Origin of the sequence: Mesorhizobium newzealandense (assembly GCF_042682145.1) — a bacterium.
Lineage (GTDB): Bacteria > Pseudomonadota > Alphaproteobacteria > Rhizobiales > Rhizobiaceae > Mesorhizobium > Mesorhizobium newzealandense.
Window position 1 is genome coordinate 340,772 of sequence record NZ_JBHUGZ010000014.1, and the last position, 18,358, is coordinate 359,129.

Genomic DNA, 18,358 nt, shown 5'->3' on the forward strand with positions numbered 1-18,358 from the left:
TCAAGGAGGTGCCGCACCGGCGAGGAAATCAAAAGCATCATGGCCAGGAAAACCGAGAACAGCGGTCCGTCCGTCAGTGCGCAGGAAGCGCTCGAATTCCATGCCATGGGCCGCCCCGGCAAGCTGGAGGTCGTCGCCACCAAGCCGATGGCGACGCAGCGCGACCTCAGCCTCGCCTATTCGCCCGGCGTCGCGGTTCCTGTTCTGGCCATCGCCGAGGATCCCAGCCGCGCCTTCGACTACACGACGCGCGGCAACATGGTCGCCGTCATCTCCAACGGCACTGCCATCCTCGGTCTCGGCAATCTCGGCGCGCTGGCCTCCAAGCCGGTCATGGAAGGCAAGGCGGTGCTGTTCAAGCGTTTCGCCGACGTCGATTCCATCGACCTCGAGGTCGACACCGAGGACGCCGACGAGTTCATCAACTGCGTGCGCTTCCTCGGCCCGTCTTTCGGCGGCATCAACCTGGAGGACATCAAGGCGCCGGAGTGCTTCATCATCGAGCAGCGGCTGCGCGAGCTGATGGACATCCCGGTCTTCCATGACGACCAGCACGGCACCGCGATCATCTCGGCAGCCGGCCTGATCAACGCGCTGGAGATCACCGGCCGCGACATGAAAAACACGAAGATGGTCTGCAACGGCGCCGGCGCCGCCGGCATCGCCTGCATCGAATTGATGAAGGCAATGGGCTTTGCGCCCGACAACATCATCCTGTGCGACACCAAGGGCGTGGTCTTCCAAGGCCGCACCGAAGGCATGAACCAGTGGAAGTCGGCGCATGCGGTCAAGACCGAGGCGCGCAGCCTCGCCGAGGCGCTCGACGGCGCCGACGTTTTCCTCGGCCTCTCCGCCAAGGGCGCGCTGACCACCGCCATGGTGCAGTCGATGGCCAAGAACCCGATCATCTTCGCCATGGCCAATCCCGACCCGGAAATCACGCCGGAGGAAGTCGCCGAAATCCGCACCGATGCCATCATGGCGACCGGGCGCTCGGACTATCCGAACCAGGTCAACAACGTCCTCGGCTTCCCCTACATCTTCCGTGGTGCGCTGGATGTGCGGGCCACCACCATCAACGACGACATGAAGATCGCCGCCGCGCGCGCTTTGGCCGACCTGGCGCGCAAGGACGTGCCCGACGACGTCGCCGCCGCCTATCAGGGCAACCGGCCGAAATTCGGCCCCAACTACATCATCCCGGTCCCGTTCGACCCGCGTCTGATCTCGGCCATTCCGATCGCGGTCGCCAAGGCGGCGATGGATTCAGGCGTTGCCCGCAAGCCGATCCTCGATCTCGACCGATATGCCCAGGAGCTGTCGGCCCGCCGCGACCCGATCGCCTCGACCCTGCAGCGCATCTACGACCGCGTGCGCCGCCAGCCCAAGCGCATCGTCTTCGCCGAGGGCGAGGAGGAGCAGGTGATGCGCGCCGCCGTCTCCTATGTGAACCAGCGGCTTGGCACCGCCATCCTGCTCGGCCGCGACGACGTCATCAAGGAGAATGCCAAGCACGCCGGCATCGACCTCAACAAGCAAGGCATCGAGATCATCAATGCCCGGCTGTCGCGCCGCAACGGCATCTACACCGACTATCTCTACGAGCGCATGCAGCGCAAAGGTTTCCTGTTCCGCGATTGCCAGCGGCTGATCAACAACGACCGCAACCATTTCGCTGCCTGCATGGTGGCGCTGGGCGATGCCGATGGCATCGTCACCGGCGTGACCCGCAACTACTCCACCGCGCTCGACGACATCCGCCGCGTCATCGACGCCAAGCCCGGCCACCGCGTCATCGGTGTCTCGATCGTGCTCGCGCGGGGCAAGACCGTCCTCGTCGCCGACACCGCCGTGCACGACATGCCGAACGCCGAGCAGATCGCCGACATCGCCGAGGAGGCTGCAGGCTTTGCCCGCCGCATGGGCTACGAGCCGAGGCTTGCCATGCTCGCCTATTCGACCTTCGGCCATCCGCAGGGCGAGCGCTCCGAGCGCGTCCAGGAAGCCGTGCGCATCCTCGACAAGCGCCGCGTCGATTTCGAATATGATGGCGAAATGGCCGCCGACGTCGCGCTCAACGCCCGCGCCATGGCGCAGTATCCGTTCATCCGGCTGACCGGCCCGGCCAATGTGCTGATCATGCCGGCGTTCCACTCGGCCTCGATCTCGACCAAGATGCTGCAGGAACTCGGCGGGTCCACCGTCATCGGCCCGCTGCTGGTCGGGCTGAACAAGCCGGTGCAGATCGTCTCGCTGAATGCCAAGGATTCAGACATCGTCAACATGGCGGCGATCGCGGCATATACCGCGGGGGCTTGAGGAGCGGTCGCAGCGGACGAAAAGCCCACGAATGCTTTTCGAGCAAGGCAAGGCCTTGCGCGAGGGCAGCCCGAACGGAATTGCCGGCGCCACTCCGTCTGGATGTGTGAATCGCAGAATCCTGCGATTCAAGCCGAATTTGCGGGAAAATCACCGAAATCCATAAGATATTGATAATATTCGGTTGTTATACCAGAGAGCTGTCATCGATGTGCCAGCGCGGCATTTTGGACAGACTGGGGTGGTGACAATCATGGATTTGCAGCCGTGAAGCACGATACGACTCCCGCATCCGTGGTCGGCCAGGGAGCCTATCACGACGAGCGCCTGGACGCGCTGCTCAGCATCACCGGCCGCATGGATGGCTACCTCTACCGCTGCCGTAACGATGCGTCCTACACCATGCTCTATATCAGCGACGGTATTCTCACCGTCAGCGGCTATCCACCCATGGATTTCGTGCACAACGCCGTGCGCGACTACGTCTCGGCCATCCACCCGGACGACCTCGCCTCGGTCTATGCCGCCGTCGACGCCGCGCTCGAAGCGCGCCGCAACTGGAACGTTGACTATCGCATCGTACCGAGGGCCGGCGAACCGCTTTGGGTCCGCGAGATCGGCGGCGGTGTCTGGGACGCCGCCGGCGAACTCGAATTCCTGGAAGGCTTCGTCGTCGACATCAGCGACCGCAAGGTTGTCGAGGACCTCAATTCCCAGCTGCTGCTGGATCTGAAGACCGCCAACGAGGAGCTATCCGTGCAGAAGCGCGAGATCGAATTGGCGAAGCAGCAGAGCGACCATTCGGCTAACCATGATCTGTTGACGGACCTGCCCAACCGGCGTGCCTTCCACAACGAACTCAAATCGGTGGTCGCCCGCTGCGGCGCCACCGGGGAGGCGGCCGGTCTTCTGTTCATCGACCTCGACCGCTTCAAGGAAGTCAACGACACGCTCGGCCACGAGGCCGGCGATGCGCTGCTGCAGCGCGTATCGAGCCAGCTTCGCTCGATCCTGCGCAGCGCCGATTTCGTGGCCCGGCTTGGCGGTGACGAGTTCGCCTTCCTGTTCTCGGGCGACGCCGATCTGGCACAGCAGAAGGCCGTGCGCGTTGCCGAGCGCATCCTGGAAAGGTTGCGGATCAAGGTTCCCACGCCGAATGGCGCCATCCAGGTCGGCTGCACCGTTGGCGTGGCCATGTACCCGGCGGAAGCCGCCGATTCCGAAGCGTTGATCGCACTCGCCGACCGGCTGATGTACATCGGAAAAAAGAGTGGCCGCAACCGGTTGGTCACCGCCAACGAAATGGCGCCGCAGCCATCGTCCGGGCCTCAACATTCAATTCGCAAGACTGCCTAGATGTAGAGCCTCGGAGGGTGTCCATCAAAGCCCTCAAGCCATATCCATCACCCGCTTGTGGCTGGCAATCTCCGCCAACAGCCACTCCCGGAACCGCCTGATGCCGGCCGAGCCACGATTGCCGGGCTTCTGTTGCAGGCAGTAGCTTTCGGGAATTGTGTGGCGGACCGGGAACGGTGCGACCAGCTGCCCGCTGGCCAGCAGGTCCTGCGCCATGATGTTGTCGACCAGCGCCACACCGCCGCCATTGACCGCCTCGCGCACGGCGAGCGCCGGGTCGTGGAAGATCGGGCCGGATTTCGCCTCGACCTTCAGGCCTTCCTCCTCGAACCATTCCTCCCACCAGGCGGTGGTGTTCTCGTGCAGCAGCCGGAGCCGGGCAAGATCGGCGAGCGTTGTTGGCGCATGCGGTCCGGCAAGAAGGGCCGGCGCGCAGACCGGAAAGATCACCAGCGAAACAAGCGGCACATAGTCGGCATTGCCGGCATCGGCGGTGAACAGCACGCGCAGATCGGCGCTCGGGTTGCCGCCCCTGTTCTGGTCGTCGTGGATCGACAGGTCGAGTTCGAAGTCGGGATTTTCAGTGCGGAAGCGCGGCAGACGGTCGGCCAGCCACAGATTCATGAAGGTCGCGTTGATCGACAGCGAGGCGCGCTTGGCGGTGTCCGGCCGGCCGTGGCTGCCCATCTCTTCGGTGGCATTCTCGATCGACCTGAAGGCGGCGGATAGCCGGCGGGCATAGTGGGTGGCTTTCGGCGTCAGCGTCACCTGCCGGAAGCCGCGCTCGAACAGCTCCATGCCCAGCCCCTGTTCCAGCGAGCGGATGTGGCGGCTCACCGCTGAGGGCGTCAGCCGCAGCTCGTCGGCGGCGTTCTTGAAGCTGCGCAGGCGCGCTGCCGCTTCGAAAGCCCGGATCGCATTCAACGAAGGCAGCTTCATGGATCGCAGACATGCCATGAGATGAGTTTTTGTCAAGCGTCAGCGGATAAAATGCCGTTTGTCGGGCCATGTTGCTGCGGGCAATCCTCAAGCGATCCAATCCTTGGGGAAATCGCCATGCGCCGTCTCGCCGCCCTTGCAATATCGATGCTTGCCCTGTCGGCTTCCGACCTCACGAGCAGCGCTTCGGCGGCCGAGGACAAGACCGTCAACATCTATTTCTGGTACGACTACGTGCCGGCCGACACCATTGCCGAATTCGAGAAGCAAACCGGCATCAAGGTCGTCTACGACACATTCGATGCCGTCGAGATGCTGACGACCAAGGCGCTGACCGGCGGCTCCGGCTACGACCTGGTCATGCCGGGCGCAGCGATCGTCGGCCAGTACATCAAGGCCGGCGCCGTCCAGAAACTCGACAAGGCGAAGCTTCCCGGCGTCAGGGGCCTCAATCCTGACATCATGGCCTTCCTGGCCAGGCAGGATCCGGGCAACGTCTACGCGGTGCCCTATGCCTATGGCACCACAGGCATCATCTACAACAAGGCAAAAATCGCCGAGCGCATGAAGGACGCGCCGGTCGACAGCCTCGACATGATCTTCAAGCCGGAGGTGGTAAGCAAATTCGCGGATTGCGGCATCGCCATGGTCGATTCCCCCGAGGGCGTCATGTCGATCGCGCTCAACTACCTCGGCTTCGACCCATTCTCGACCGACGAAGGCGAGATCAGGAAGGCCGCCGATCTGCTGACGGCGATCAAGCCTTACGTCCGCCACTTCAAATCGGGTTCGATCATGGGCGAAATGGCGGCCGGAGATCTCTGCCTGGCGCTTGGCTGGAGCGGCGATGCGATGGGTGCCGCGACGCGGGCGGCGGATGCCAAAAGCGGCGCCGATGTCGGCTACTCCATCCCGAAAGAGGGCACGGAAATCTTCTTCGACGTCGTCACCATTCCTGTCGATGCGCCGCATCCCGAAAACGCCCACGCCCTCATGGATTTCCTGATGACGCCGAGGGTTGCCGCCCGCTTTACCAACGCGACGCTCTACCCGAACGCGGTCGAGGCGGCGGCGCCGATGGTCAACGAGGCTGTCCGCGACAATCCCGACATCTATCTTTCGAAAGACACGATGAAGCACCTCTTCGCTGCCCAGCCGCGCGACCAGAAATCGCTGCGCCTGGTCACCCGGCTGTGGACCGGCTTCATCACCGGCACGAACTGATCCCGGCCTGCTCTGGCTCTACACCTCCCTCCAGCAAAGATGTGACCGACATGCTCAAATCCCTGCCGCGTTCGCGCGAAACCGACGATGCCGTTTTCGGCAAGAACATCTATGGCGGCTCGCACGAGCCGGTCTATGGCGGTGTGTTGTCCTTCATGCGCCGCAGGCTGACCCGCAACCTCGACGGCGTCGATGTCGCCATATGGGGCATCCCGTTCGACGCCGCCGTTTCCAACCGGCCGGGTGCTCGCTTCGGTCCGCAGGGCGTGCGGCGCGCCTCGGCGATCCTGGAAGGCGATCCGCAATATCCTTTCCGCGCCGATCCGTTCGAGCGGCTGGCGGTCATCGATTACGGCGATTGCGGCCTCGATTTCGGCCGCCATGACGAAACCCCATGGCAGATCGAGGCGCAGGCGAGCGAGGTCGTCGATGCCGGCGTCACGCTGCTGTCCATCGGCGGCGACCACTACGTCACCTGGCCGCTGCTCAGGGCGCATGCGAGGAAATATGGGCCGCTGGCGCTGGTCCAGTTCGATGCACACCAGGACACCTGGCTCGACGAGGAAAAGCGCCTCGACCATGGCTCGTTCGTCGCCAGGGCCGTTGCCGAAGGCCTGGTCAGGCCGGACCGCTCGATCCAGGTCGGCATCCGCACCCATGCGCCGGAAACCTGCGGCCTTGAAATCCTGCATGGTGAGGATGTCGCGGAACTCGGTGTGGCCGGTGTCGTCGAACGCATCAAGGCGCGCGTCGGCGATGCCAGGACCTATCTGACCTTCGACATCGATTGTCTTGACCCGGCCTTTGCCCCGGGCACCGGCACCCCGGTCGCCGGCGGCCTGTCCTCACGCGAGGCGCTGATGATCCTGCGGCGTCTCGGCTCGCTCGATATTGTCGGCGCCGATGTCGTCGAGGTGGCGCCCGCCTATGACCATGCCGATGTCACGTCGATCGCCGGCGCTGCGGTGCTGCAGCATTATCTTGGGCTGCTGGCCGAAAGGAAACGCTAGCCCGGTTTCAGCCCGGCGCGAACACGCGTGCGGCCTCGACGACCTCATCGACCTGATCCTGCCGGAGCAGGTCGATCGCAATACGACCTTCGAGCTGCGCCGAGGGACGCGTCAGCCACAGCCAGGCCAGTCTGGGATTGCTGATCAGGGCCTGCACGTCGCGGATGCCCGCTACCGGCCTGCCGTCGACGAACTGCGCCAGCGGGAAGACATGCTTGCGGCCGCCCTTGCGCAGGGCGATGACCTCACCCCGCCTTTGCCAGCGATGCAGGGTCGAGCGGGCGATGCGCAGATTCTCTTCCAGATAGGTCGATCCGGCGACGCGGCCGGCCCAGTCCTCGATCAGCATCGATTCGAGGTCGTCGGCTCGCGGCGGTGAGGAAACAGGTCCATCGATATCCGCCAGGGATGCCGGCGGCAGCGCCGTTGCGCCGCTTGTGCCGGCCTCGCTGCGGCGCGCGGCTTCCGCCGCCAGTGCGCGCACGAATTTCGACGCAAGGCCTGGAAGGTCGGCATGGATGGCATCGATGGCACGCTGATGCTTCGGCGACAGCAAGGTGACCGCGGACGCTATGCTGCCGGCGATCTTGCCGACCGAGACCATGGTGGGTCTGTTGATGGCCTCGTCATAGTGGGCAAGCGCACGTTCGACCTTTTCCGCGACCATCTCCGCGAAGTCATCGGGCTTGATGCCGGTGCTCTGGAACTGAAATCTGTTCATGCGTCTGTCTTCTGGCCGCGCGCTCCCCTCCCACAGCTACGGCCGGTTGTTGAACGGCTAGAGCGGAAAGCGGAAATCGCGGCGGCAACAGAGGCAGCGGCCTGACAGCATGCTGTCTTGCATTTTTTGACACCCCAACTGGCTGCGGGCGCCCTGAAATGTCAGTCCAAGGTCGCCTCGATTGCGTGTAGGGGCGATGTATGACAGCTGCGCGACGGTGAGAAGCGGGGCGCGCCTTCCCTTCTCCCCTTGTGGGAGAAGGTGGATCGGCGCGCAGCGCCGAGACGGATGAGGGGTGTTGGACGGAGAGCGGTCGGTGCCAAGCTGGAGCACCCCTCATCCGACCTCGCTTCGCGAGGCCACCTTCTCCCGCAAGGGGAGAAGGGAGAAACTGCCCCTACAGCAACCCCGCCTGTTCAGCCTCGCGGCGCAGGTTCTGGCGCGGGCGCGGGCCGATCTGCTGGATCACCAATCCGGCTGCCAGTGAGCCAAGGTCGCCGCAGGTCTTGAGGTCGCGGCCTTGCGTGTAGCCATGCAGGAAACCGGCGGCATAGAGGTCGCCGGCGCCTGTCGTGTCGACCAGTTCCTTGATCGCCGTCGCCTGGATGACCACGGTCTCGTCGCCGCGCACGATGACCGAGCCTTTTTCCGATCGGGTGACGGCGGCGATCCGGCAATCCTTGCGGATCTGCGCCAGCGCCTCGTCGAACGACGATGTCTGGTAGAGCGACTTGATCTCGTCGCTGTTGGCAAAGACGATGTCTACCGTGCCCGAGCGCATCAGATCGAGGAACTCGTCGCGGTAGCGGTCGACGCAGAACGAATCCGAGAGAGTCATCGACACTTCGCGGCCCGCCGCGTGCGCCAGCTTGGCTGTCTGCCGGATCGCCTCCTTGGCGCGCGGCGGATCCCACAGATAGCCTTCGAAATACGTGACCTTGGCGCCGGAAGCCTTGTCGGCCTCGACATCCTCCGGCCCGAGCTCGACGCAGGCGCCGAGATAGGTGTTCATCGAGCGTTCGCCGTCGGGGGTGACGAAGATCATCGAGCGCGCCGTCGGCGGCAGGCCTGACAGCGGCCTGGTGTCGAAGGCGACGCCTTGTGCATGGATGTCGTGCGCATAGATTTCGCCCAGCGCATCGTTGGAGACCTTGCCGAAGAAGGCGGCGCGGCCGCCGAAGCTGGCGACGCCGGCCGCCGTGTTGCCGGCGCTGCCGCCGGACGCTTCGATCGCCGGGCCCATGCGGCTGTAGAGCAGTTCGGCGCGCTGGGTGTCGATGAGGTTCATCGCGCCCTTGATGATGCCGTTGGTCTCGAGGAATTCCTCGTCGCACTGGGCGATGATGTCGACAATGGCATTGCCGATGCAAAGCACGTCATAATTCGGCATCAATGTCTCCGCCAAAAACCCCAGCAGGCTTCTTGCCATGCCGGCCGGGCGCGGGTCTAGCGATTTGAAACCGGTTTGCCTAGGGCGCGATACGCAGATCGCGCCGCAAACAAGCCAAAAGGCGCATCCGCAACCAGGCGCTATGACAATTCGACCGTGGCCGAAGCATTTCATCGCGCCGCCGCCTACAAGCCTGATCAGCCAATTACGCTTCGAAGGCGAGCCAGTCCCATGTCGACAAAGAACGGGCCAACAAAGAACGATATGACGACCGACCTGGCGCTGCTCGCCGTGCTGGCGGTGCTTTGGGGCGCCTCCTATACCTTCATCAAGATCGGCGTCGAAACGATCCCGCCGGTCACGTTCATTGCCGCGCGCACACTGATCGCGGGTGGTATTCTCTTCGCCATCATCCGCTGGCGTGGGCTCACCATGCCGGGCGATGCGGCAAGCTGGCGCCGCTTCGCCTTCCAGGCATGCCTCAACAGCGTCGTGCCGTTCACGCTGATCGCCGCGGCCGAACGCTCGGTTGACGCGGGCCTCGCCACCATCCTCAACGCGACCTCGCCTATCTTCACCTTCCTGCTGACCGCGCTCATCACCCGCCATGAACCGGTCACGTTGCGCAAACTGATTGGCGTCGGCGCCGGCATCGCCGGCATCTGTCTCATCATCGGCACCGAGGCGCTGGGTGGTCTCGGTCACGAGCTCTGGGCGCAGTTGGCAATCGTCGCGGCGACGATCTGCTATGCCGGTGCGGCGATTTTCGGCCGTGGCTTCAAGGGCCTCGATCCGATGCTGCCCGCCGCCGGTTCGATGCTCTGCGGCGCCATCATATTGGTGCCGCTCAGCCTGGTCGTCGACCAGCCATGGACGCGGACACCGTCGACGGCGTCGATCCTGGCCTTGCTCGGCCTGTCGGTGTTTTCGACCGCGCTGGCCTTCGTCATCTATTTCCGCCTCATCCACACGCTGGGCTCGGTCGGCACCACCTCGCAAGCCTATCTGCGCGTGCCGATCGGCGTCGGCATCGGCGCCGTCTTTCTTGGCGAAAGCCTTGGGTCGACGGCGTGGCTTGGCATGGGTTTTGTTGTCGCCGGCGTCGCGGCGATGACCATCCCGGTTCGAAAGCCGGCGATGGCGCGGTAGCTATCCGGCGCTTGTGGCGGGTGGGTGCGTCGCCTATCTCCGGGGCGACCCGTTCGACGTGAGGTTGGAAGCACCGTGATCTCAAGCGCCGCCCGTACCGCCGCCGGCCAGTTGTTCTCGCCCGAGTTCCGTTCGGTGTTCATCAAGACGCTGGGCTTGACCTTGCTGGCGCTGGTGGCCTTGTGGTTCGGCCTCACCAGCCTCGTCGAGTGGCTGGCCCTGCCATGGCTCCATGCGCTGTTGCCCGGCATGCCGTCCTGGGCCGGCGCGCTGGGCGGCATCATCGCCGCCATCGCGCTGGCCTTCGGCATGGCGTTGCTCATCGCACCAGTGACGGCGATCGTCGCCGGCCTGTTTCTCGACGACATCGCCGAAGTGGTCGAACGCACCGACTATCCCGGCGATCCGACCGGACGCGCCATGCCCGCGCTGCGCTCGCTGGTCTTGTCAGCCAGGTTCCTGGGCGTCGTCATCCTCGGCAACCTCGTCGCCCTGCTGCTTCTCTTGGTGCCGGGTGTCAACATTGCCGCCTTCTTCATCGTCAATGGCTATCTCCTCGGCCGCGAGTTCTTCGAATTCGCCGCCATGCGCTTTCGCCCGGAAGAAGAGGCAAGGGCCTTGCGCAGGCACTATGCCGGCACGGTGTTTCTCGCCGGGCTGGTCATATCAGCCTTCCTCGCCGTGCCGCTGCTCAACCTAGTGACGCCGCTGTTCGCCGCCGCCATGATGGTGCATCTGCACAAGGCGATTTCGACACGGGAAGCTGGCTCGACTTGAGTATCGGCGAACTTGGCGAAGGAGAAATCCGCGCCCGAGCTCATCACGATTCTCAGCGGCTCGCCGCCCGTATGCATGTCGACGACGGTCGGCGTCATGCGACGGGCCTCATTCAAGTTGAAGATTTGGCAAACAGCGCCTGCAATTTGCCGAACGGCATGGCGGCGCGGGTGAAGTCGAACGTGCCGTCCTGCTGGATCTCGCGCGCCGCCGTTTCCAGCATGCCATAGGCAAAATTGGCCAGCCACGGCCCGAGCGAAATGCGTTTGACGCCGGCCGTAGCGAGATCGGCAATGGTGAAACCGGGCCTCGCCATGACGTTGACAGGCTTGCTTACCGCCGAGCAGATCGTGCGGACCATCTCGACATCGCTGATCCCTGGCGCATAAAGCACGTCGGCGCCAGCCTTCTCGAAGGCCTGCAGCCGCTTGATCGTGTCGTCGAGATCCGACTTTCCCCACAGGAAATTCTCGGCCCGCGCCGTGAAGACGAAATCGCGCTTCAACGCCCGCGCCGCCTCAACGGCCGCGGCGACGCGCTCGACGGCGTGCGAGAAATCATAGATCGGCTTGTCCGGATCGCCGGTGTGGTCCTCGATCGAGCAGCCGGCAAGGCCGGCCGCTTCGGCCGCGAAGATGGTTTCGGCGGCACGCTCGGCGCTGTCGCCCTTGCCTTTCTCGAGGTCGGCCGAGACCGGCAGGCTGGTCGCCGCCGTCACTTCGCGGCAATGATGGATCATCGCCTCGAAGGTCACCGACCCGTCCGGCAGGCCGCGCGAAAAGGCGAAGCCGGCACTGGTCGTCGCCAGCGCCTTGAAGCCGAACGAATCCAGCAGCTTCGTCGTGCCGACATCCCAGGGATTGGGCATGACGAAAGTCGAGGCATGCAGGTCACGAAAGATCTTGCCCTTGTCCATGGTAGTTCCCCCATCATGTGCGGCGTGGTGGAGAGGATTCTAGCTTGCCCTCCTTGCCCGGGCAAACGAATGCGCTTGGTTCAGAAGCGTTTCTCGTTCTCTGCTGCCAATCTGTCCAGCGCGTCGGAATCCTTGACGTAGCGCGACGTTTTTGTGTCCCAGCGATAGGTGGCCGAAATGTCCTGCGATGCCGCTTCGGGCGGCGCGTCGTCGCAGCTTTCCTCGCTGGGCGCGGTGGTGTCGGTCACCGTCACCTTAAGGGCGGCATAAGGCTGGCCGTCGGCGATGGTCTGGAACGCCACGTCCTGCTTGCGGCTGTAGGCGCACAGCTTTTCATCGAACGTATAGATCATGTCGATCAGTTCGAACTTGTCATCGCGGACCATGATCAGCGGCGTGATCACATAGTTCTGGTTCGAATTGAAATGCATGCTCATGGTGATGAGGACGTCATCGTTGGCGCTGACCGAAAGCTTGCCGGGGTCGCGGAAATAGGTGCCACGGTCGACGGCGACATTGACGGCGTCGAGCAGCGTCGGCTTGCCGGCAATGTCGTACAGCGCCAGCACCGCATAGCCTTCGGCGCTGTCAGGAGAATCGCCGAGGTCGAACAGCATCGTCAGCCGGTCCTCGCCGCCGGCCTTGATGGCAAGCACTGCGGCATTGGAAAAGCCCGATGTCTCTGGCGGCGAACCGCCACTATCGGGCCCCTCGACATGCCGCATCTTGATCGGCAACCCGCCTCTGTAGAGGCCGTCCTTGTCTGCGGCGAGATCTGGAATGACCATCCTCGCCAGGTCGAGATAGGTGACGTCCTTGTGGCCCGGCAACGCGCTGGCGAGGTCCGGGAAGCTGACGGCTTGCGCATCCGCCGCGGTCCACAAGAACGGCAGCAGCATCAGGGCGAGGATGAAGCGAAGCAGGGTCGTTGGCATGGGCGCCTCGGGCTGTCGGGCGCGCGGAAGGTAGCATAGCGGTCCGGGGCGTCCAGTCCGTCCGTCAAAGCCGGCGGATCAGCAGATTGGCACCAGTCCGGCCAGTTCGCGCATGTCGTCGAACAGGATGCCGCCGGCCTGGATCAGGCCGTCGCGGTCGGAATAGGGATCGCCATGATAGGAGAACACCCGCATGCCCGCGGCGATGCCGGCTTGCGTGCCGGCGACGCTGTCCTCGATGACGATGCAGTCGGCAGGCGCAAAGCCCATGGTCTTCGCCGCATGCAGGAACAGGTCGGGGAACGGCTTGCCGCGTCCGACCATGGTTGAGCTGAACATCGCATGTTCGAACAGCGGCAACAGCCCGGTCTGGCCAAGCGTGATGTGCATCTTCGACACCCGGGCAGAGGTGGCGACGCAATAGGCGATACCGGCTGAGCGCACGGCTTCGACAAATTCGCGGACGTAAGGGATCGCCTCGACCCCGTGCGCGAACAGGTCCGGCAGTCCGGCATTCCAGCGCTCGACGAAATCGGCGCCGAGCCTGACGCTGGTTTCCTCTTCGATCTCTTTTTGCACCGAAGCCATGCTGCGGCCGGAGAAATTCTTGCGGCAATATTCGAAGCTTGTCGGATAGCCAGCAGCGCTCAGCCATTCGCCGAGGCGTCGATTGGCGAGATTCTCGGTATCGACCAGAATCCCGTCGCAGTCGAAGATGACAAGCTTCGGAATTTGCATCAGGCGGTGCCGGTCGATCCGAACCCGCCCGAGCCACGCGCCGTGCCGCCGGCCAACGTCCGCTCTTCCACCGCCGCCTGCGTCACCGCCGCGAAAACGATCTGGGCGATGCGCATGCCGCGCGTCACCGCGAAATCCTCGTCGCCGAGATTGATCAGCAGCACCTTCACCTCGCCGCGATAGTCGCTGTCGATGGTGCCGGGTGTGTTGAGAACGGTAAGTCCATGTTTGAAGGCGAGGCCAGAGCGTGGCCGGACCTGGCCTTCCATGCCTTCCGGAATTTCCAGGATCAGCCCGGTCGGCACCAGCGCGCGTTTTCCCGGCAGGATCAGCAGCGGCCGGTCGTCGGGCACCGCGGCCCGCAGATCCATGCCGGCCGCACCTGTGCTTTCATAGGCAGGGAGGGGAAGTCCTTCACCATGCGGCAACCTGACGAAGCCGACGGTCGGACCGATGACGGAGGGAGTTTGAAGGGCTGCGCGCATAAAATCGATCCTATCGGCGCGAACGGCGATTCGGTCAACTCGGCTCTGGGGCTATCAACGGCTTTCTTTCGGGCATCACTATGGCATGACCATCGGAACAACCGTAGTCTCCTTGATCTCCTCCATCACGAAGGACGCCGAAACATCCGACAGCGCCACCTTGGCGATGAGCCGCTGATAGAGCCGGTCATAGGCCTTCACGTCGGCGACGCGGGCGCGCAGCACATAGTCGAGGTCACCGGACATGCGATAGACGCCGGTGATCTCGGGAAAGCCGGTCACCGCGGCCCGGAATTTCTGCAGCCAGTCCGGGTCGTGGTTGGACGTGCGGATCAGGATGAATACCGAAAGGCCAAGCCCGAGCTTGTCGGCATCGACCAACGCCACGCGGCCGGTGATGACACCATCCTCCTCAAGCCGCTTCACCCGGCGCCAGCAGGCATTGCGCGACAAGGCCACCCGTTCCGACAGCTGGTCGACCGACAGCGTGCCGTCGCGCTGCAATTCAGTCAGCAATTTTCGGTCGATTTCATCGATTTCCAGCGCCATGTGGGATGTTTGTCCCATGGAATGGCCAAATACAAGGACATTTTGAGACCGATGAACCGGCAAAGCGTGTCAGGATACTCATATCAGGAACTCAAGCGCTGAAGGGGAACCAACATGTCGGCACGGCTCGCAAAGATTTTCACCTCGCATCCGGCCAAGGTCGGCGAAACCTATTTCGGCCATATGGGCTTTGCCGCCTGGTTCTCGTCACGGTTGCTGGTGGCGGCGGGTGCCGCGCTCGTTCACGCTTTCTTGCCATTTCTGTTTGAGACTACCGCCAGCCGAATCGTCCGCGAGCTTTACGAGCGGACGCACAACAGAGGCACACGCACGACCGAAGGCCCCTCGGCGCTTCCGGATCGTGCCTAGAGGACGACAGAGCGATGTGCCGGTGGGCGGCCTATTTCGGTGAAGCGGTCTTTCTCGAAGACATCCTCACGGCGCCCTGTCACTCACTGATCGCCCAGAGCCATTGTGCCCAGGAAGCAAAATCGCCGACCAATGGCGACGGTTTCGGCCTTGCCTGGTATGGCGACCGTCCGGAGCCGGGTCTTTACCGCGATATCCTGCCGGCCTGGTCCGATCCCAACCTGAAGAGCCTGTGCCGGCAGATCAAATCCGGCCTGTTCCTTGCCCATGTACGGGCGTCGACCGGCGGCGCCACCAGCCGTATGAACTGCCATCCCTTTATCTCGGGCCGCTGGTCGTTCATGCACAACGGCCAGATCGGCGGCTTCGAGAAGATCCGCCGCGCGCTGGAGAATTCGCTGTCCGACGCCGTCTTTGACCAGCGCGAAGGCACCACCGATTCCGAACTGTTTTTTCTCCTTATGATCGACGAGGGATTGGCCGCCGATCCGCAAGGCGCCGTCTCGCGCGCCACCAGCCGCGTGCTCGACGCCTCGCGCCGCGCCGGGCTCGAGCCGGCGTTGAAACTCACCGCCGCCTTTTCGGACGGGCAGGCGCTGCATGCGGTGCGCTATGCCACCGACGCCCACGCCCCGACGCTCTACACCTCCGTCTTGCGCAAAGGCGGCGGCCGCTGCATCGTTTCCGAACCCTTCGATCGCGAAGGCGGCGACTGGCAGGCGATCCCGCCATCGAGCTTCGTCACCATGACCAGCGACGGCATCACCATCCGTCCCTTTGCTCCGGCATCGGCCAGGCTGGCGCTGGCCGTCTAGGTGCAATTGCAGCAACGTGGCCGGATAGCGCCGACCTCAATCGACCAGAGCGCAATTCCGATCAAATGCGGCGGACCCTCCAGTGCTCCACTCCGCTTGAAGTCTTGAAGTCGCGCCGCTATCCGCCATCTTGCCGGACGAGCGCGGCCAAGCAGGAGCATTCGTCATGGACCTCGTCTTTTCCTCGACCGTCGAACTGGCCGCCGCGATCGCCACGCGGAAAATCTCCGCCGTCGAAGCATTCGACGCGCATTTGGCGCAGATCGACAAGCACAACGAGGCGGTCAACGGCGTCATTTCGCTCGACCGGGAGGGCGCTCGCGAGCGCGCCAAAAAGGCCGACGCAGCCCAAGCGCGCGGCGCCGCACTCGGGCCGCTGCACGGCGTGCCGTTCACGCTGAAGGACATGCATGAGACGGCAGGCATGAAGACCACGGTCGGCTTCCCGCCCTTCGCCGACTATGTCGCCAAACGGGACAGCCCGGTTGTTGCCCGGCTGAAGGCGGCCGGCGGCGTGCTGATGGCCAAGACCAATGTCGCCGCCATGCTGTCGGATTGGCAGTCGAACAATCCGCTGTTCGGCCGCACCAGCAATCCCTGGAACCTCCAGCGCACCGCCGGCGGCTCCAGTGGCGGTGCGGCGGCCGCACTTTGCTCAGGGATGACGCCGTTCGATGTCGGCACCGACATGCAGGATTCGATCCGCCTGCCTGCCGCCTTCTGCGGTGTCTATGGCCTCAAACCGACCGAACATCGCGTCTCGCTGGCCGGCGCCTTCCCCGATCCGGGCGGTGCCGCGCGCAGCGTGCGGTTGATGTCCTGCCTCGGTCCGCTGGCGCGTAGCGTCGAGGACCTGGCGCTTATCTACCGGATCATAGCCGGGCCTGACGGAAGCGACACCGATCTTGCGCCGGTGCCGGTCGAAGACATGCCGAAGCTCAGCCTCAAGACACTGCGCGTCGCCTTCGCGCCGTCCTTTCCCGGGTTTCCGGTGGCCGGTGACATCAGCGCTGCAGTCGAAGGTCTCGCCAGGCATCTGCAATCGGCAGGAGCGACCGTCGAGGAAGCGAAACTCCCAAAGCTCGATCTGCACGACGATCTCGAGCGGGGCGGCGCGCTGATCGGCATGATGATGGAAGCGGCACAGCCGCAGCCCCCAGAGGAACCGACATCGGTGTCACTCTGGTTCGAGGCGCTTGCCCGCCGCGACAAATCCATTCTCGCCTGGGACCAGTTCTTCGAAAACTGGGATGCGCTGCTCTGCCCGGTCGCCATGACCACAGCCTTCCCGCATTGCGAGCCCGGCACGCCGATCCAGGTCGACGGCAAGGAACAGAGCTACTGGATGCTGCCGGCCAATGGCGCTGTCTTCAACTACAGCGGCCATCCGGCACTTTCGCTGCCGTGCGGACAGCATAGCGACGGCTTGCCGATTGGCCTGCAACTGGTCGGCAAACGCTGGTCGGACGAGCGGTTGCTCGGCATTGCCAAGGCAATCGAACCCTTGACCGGTGGCTTTTGCCGTCCGCCTGACTATTGAGCGAAGCGCGACAATCCGTAAGCGCCCAGCAGCGGGTCGCGGTCGCCGTCGAGGATTTCCCGTGCGGCGAACAGGCCGACAGCCGGCGCCAGCGTGATGCCGGAATGCATGACGGCGACGTAGACACCGTCCATGCCTTCAGCGCGGCCGATGATCGGAAACCCGTCGATCGGCGTCGGCCGGTAGCCGACCGTGTGGAAATCCAGCTCCAGTTCGTCGCCGCCGCGCAGGCTGGCTTTCAGGGCCGCAAACAAATCGCGGGCGGTGACTTCGGCATCCATGCCCGGGTCGGCGCCGCCAAAATCCGAGCCGGCGATGATGCGGCCCTCCGCCGTCTGGCGCATGTGCAGCCGCTCGGCCAGCACCAGCCCGTTGAGCAGTTTTCTGTATGGCCGCGAATGGACGATCAGGCCGGGCGGCGTCTCGATCGGCAGTCTGATCCCGGCGGTCGCGGCAATATCCGGTGAGCCGACGCCGGCCGCGATCACCACTTCGTCGGCTTCTATCAGGCCATGCGACGTGTCCACCCCGGTGATCCTGCCGCCGGTCTGGACCAGCGCCGTCACCGTGCTGGAAATGATCCGCGCTCCGCGCCGTTCGGCATCGGCCAGCAGCGCCTTGGTGGCGGCGACCGGCTCGGCGACGCCCTCTTCGGCGACATGCAAGGCGACATCGGGAAGCTCGGCGAGATTGGGCTCGATGCGCGCGACGCCAACGCGGTCGACTTGGCTGATGCCGTAGCCCCAGGCGGAATGCTCGGTGGCGTAGGTTTCCATCGCCGCCGCCGACAAATCCCAGCACAAGCCGCCGCACCAACTGAGCGGAATTTCGGGCAACTTCTGCGCCAGCCGCGACCATTCGGCCATCGCACGGATGCGCAGCCGGAAATACGGCTCCGGATTGCCCCAACTGGCGTTGATCCAAGCGAACGAGTTCGGCGTCGCGACCCCGCCTGCGGCGCTGTCGGCGATCACCGTCACCTGGGCACCCGCCTTGCTCAGATGCCAGGCTATGGAGGCACCGATGATCCCGGCGCCGATGACGATCACTTGCTTGACTGCACTCATGCTGAACCTCTGCCGAACGGATCTTTTGATGCCATCGCGGCGGGCCTATCTCAAGTGCC

The 18,358-nt window shown here is 64.1% G+C and carries 18 protein-coding genes; 9 read left to right on the forward strand and 9 right to left on the reverse strand.

The features are described from left to right. Nucleotides 1-39 precede the first annotated feature (39 nt). Nucleotides 40-2,319: an NADP-dependent malic enzyme gene (locus tag ACFSOZ_RS22225; protein ID WP_379101533.1), complete on the forward strand. Its 2,280-nt coding sequence runs from the start codon at nt 40-42 to the stop codon at nt 2,317-2,319. Between the two features lie 267 nt (nt 2,320-2,586). Beyond that, entirely contained in the window at nt 2,587-3,675 is a 1,089-nt protein-coding gene (locus ACFSOZ_RS22230; protein ID WP_379101535.1) for a sensor domain-containing diguanylate cyclase, read from the forward strand. Between the two features lie 33 nt (nt 3,676-3,708). On the opposite strand, the gene ACFSOZ_RS22235 is transcribed toward ACFSOZ_RS22230, so the two are convergent. Continuing rightward, nucleotides 3,709-4,614, reverse strand: a complete 906-nt coding sequence (locus ACFSOZ_RS22235) for a LysR substrate-binding domain-containing protein (protein WP_379101536.1) — start codon at nt 4,612-4,614, stop codon at nt 3,709-3,711. Nucleotides 4,615-4,731: 117 nt separating this feature from the next. Here ACFSOZ_RS22235 and ACFSOZ_RS22240 point away from each other — a divergent pair, with 117 nt between their 5' ends. Then, nucleotides 4,732-5,838, forward strand: a complete 1,107-nt coding sequence (locus ACFSOZ_RS22240) for a polyamine ABC transporter substrate-binding protein (RefSeq protein WP_379101538.1) — start codon at nt 4,732-4,734, stop codon at nt 5,836-5,838. A 50-nt stretch (nt 5,839-5,888) separates the two neighbouring features. Continuing rightward, nucleotides 5,889-6,848 (forward strand): agmatinase, encoded by a 960-nt coding sequence (gene speB / locus ACFSOZ_RS22245; protein ID WP_379101540.1) that lies wholly within the window; start codon nt 5,889-5,891, stop codon nt 6,846-6,848. Nucleotides 6,849-6,855: 7 nt separating this feature from the next. Here speB and ACFSOZ_RS22250 read toward each other — a convergent pair whose 3' ends face one another. Both ACFSOZ_RS22250 and ACFSOZ_RS22255 read right to left on the reverse strand, forming a co-directional pair. Beyond that, nucleotides 6,856-7,569, reverse strand: a complete 714-nt coding sequence (locus ACFSOZ_RS22250; protein WP_379101542.1) for an antitoxin Xre/MbcA/ParS-like domain-containing protein — start codon at nt 7,567-7,569, stop codon at nt 6,856-6,858. Between the two features lie 397 nt (nt 7,570-7,966). After that, entirely contained in the window at nt 7,967-8,959 is a 993-nt protein-coding gene (locus ACFSOZ_RS22255; RefSeq protein WP_379101544.1) for an adenosine kinase, read from the reverse strand. Between the two features lie 231 nt (nt 8,960-9,190). On the opposite strand from ACFSOZ_RS22255, the gene ACFSOZ_RS22260 reads away from it, so the two are divergent. Continuing rightward, nucleotides 9,191-10,108 carry a DMT family transporter gene (locus ACFSOZ_RS22260; RefSeq protein WP_379101546.1) on the forward strand — a complete coding sequence of 306 codons (918 nt, stop codon included), beginning with the start codon at nt 9,191-9,193 and terminating at the stop codon, nt 10,106-10,108. Nucleotides 10,109-10,183: 75 nt separating this feature from the next. After that, nucleotides 10,184-10,885: a sulfate transporter family protein gene (locus tag ACFSOZ_RS22265; RefSeq protein ID WP_379101548.1), complete on the forward strand. Its 702-nt coding sequence runs from the start codon at nt 10,184-10,186 to the stop codon at nt 10,883-10,885. 112 nt (nt 10,886-10,997) lie between these two features. Here ACFSOZ_RS22265 and ACFSOZ_RS22270 read toward each other — a convergent pair whose 3' ends face one another. The 5 genes from ACFSOZ_RS22270 to ACFSOZ_RS22290 all read right to left on the reverse strand — a co-directional run bounded on the left by ACFSOZ_RS22270 (nt 10,998) and on the right by ACFSOZ_RS22290 (nt 14,508). Continuing rightward, a complete protein-coding gene (locus ACFSOZ_RS22270) occupies nt 10,998-11,801 on the reverse strand; it encodes an isocitrate lyase/PEP mutase family protein (protein ID WP_379101550.1) in 804 nt (267 codons plus the stop codon). Between the two features lie 80 nt (nt 11,802-11,881). Further along, nucleotides 11,882-12,736, reverse strand: a complete 855-nt coding sequence (locus ACFSOZ_RS22275; protein WP_379101551.1) for a hypothetical protein — start codon at nt 12,734-12,736, stop codon at nt 11,882-11,884. Between the two features lie 78 nt (nt 12,737-12,814). Beyond that, nucleotides 12,815-13,474 carry an HAD family hydrolase gene (locus ACFSOZ_RS22280; RefSeq protein WP_379101553.1) on the reverse strand — a complete coding sequence of 220 codons (660 nt, stop codon included), beginning with the start codon at nt 13,472-13,474 and terminating at the stop codon, nt 12,815-12,817. Beyond that, nucleotides 13,474-13,959 carry a dUTP diphosphatase gene (gene dut, locus ACFSOZ_RS22285; protein WP_379101555.1) on the reverse strand — a complete coding sequence of 162 codons (486 nt, stop codon included), beginning with the start codon at nt 13,957-13,959 and terminating at the stop codon, nt 13,474-13,476. Before dut ends, ACFSOZ_RS22280 begins: the two co-directional genes overlap by 1 nt. A 78-nt stretch (nt 13,960-14,037) precedes the next feature. Next, on the reverse strand, nt 14,038-14,508 hold the full coding sequence (locus ACFSOZ_RS22290; protein ID WP_379101559.1) for an Lrp/AsnC family transcriptional regulator: 471 nt from the start codon (nt 14,506-14,508) through the stop codon (nt 14,038-14,040). A 114-nt stretch (nt 14,509-14,622) separates the two neighbouring features. On the opposite strand from ACFSOZ_RS22290, the gene ACFSOZ_RS22295 reads away from it, so the two are divergent. The 3 genes from ACFSOZ_RS22295 (at nt 14,623) to ACFSOZ_RS22305 (ending at nt 17,232) form a co-directional block, all read left to right on the forward strand. After that, nucleotides 14,623-14,877, forward strand: coding sequence for a DUF6356 family protein (locus tag ACFSOZ_RS22295; protein WP_379101561.1), 255 nt, complete (start codon nt 14,623-14,625; stop codon nt 14,875-14,877). A 14-nt stretch (nt 14,878-14,891) separates the two neighbouring features. Then, nucleotides 14,892-15,692, forward strand: coding sequence for a class II glutamine amidotransferase (locus tag ACFSOZ_RS22300; RefSeq protein ID WP_379101563.1), 801 nt, complete (start codon nt 14,892-14,894; stop codon nt 15,690-15,692). A gap of 166 nt (nt 15,693-15,858) precedes the next feature. After that, entirely contained in the window at nt 15,859-17,232 is a 1,374-nt protein-coding gene (locus tag ACFSOZ_RS22305; protein ID WP_379101565.1) for an amidase, read from the forward strand. On the opposite strand, the gene ACFSOZ_RS22310 is transcribed toward ACFSOZ_RS22305, so the two are convergent. Further along, entirely contained in the window at nt 17,226-18,299 is a 1,074-nt protein-coding gene (locus ACFSOZ_RS22310; RefSeq protein ID WP_379101567.1) for an NAD(P)/FAD-dependent oxidoreductase, read from the reverse strand. The two genes, ACFSOZ_RS22305 and ACFSOZ_RS22310, sit on opposite strands and share 7 nt — an antisense overlap. Nucleotides 18,300-18,358 lie beyond the last annotated feature (59 nt).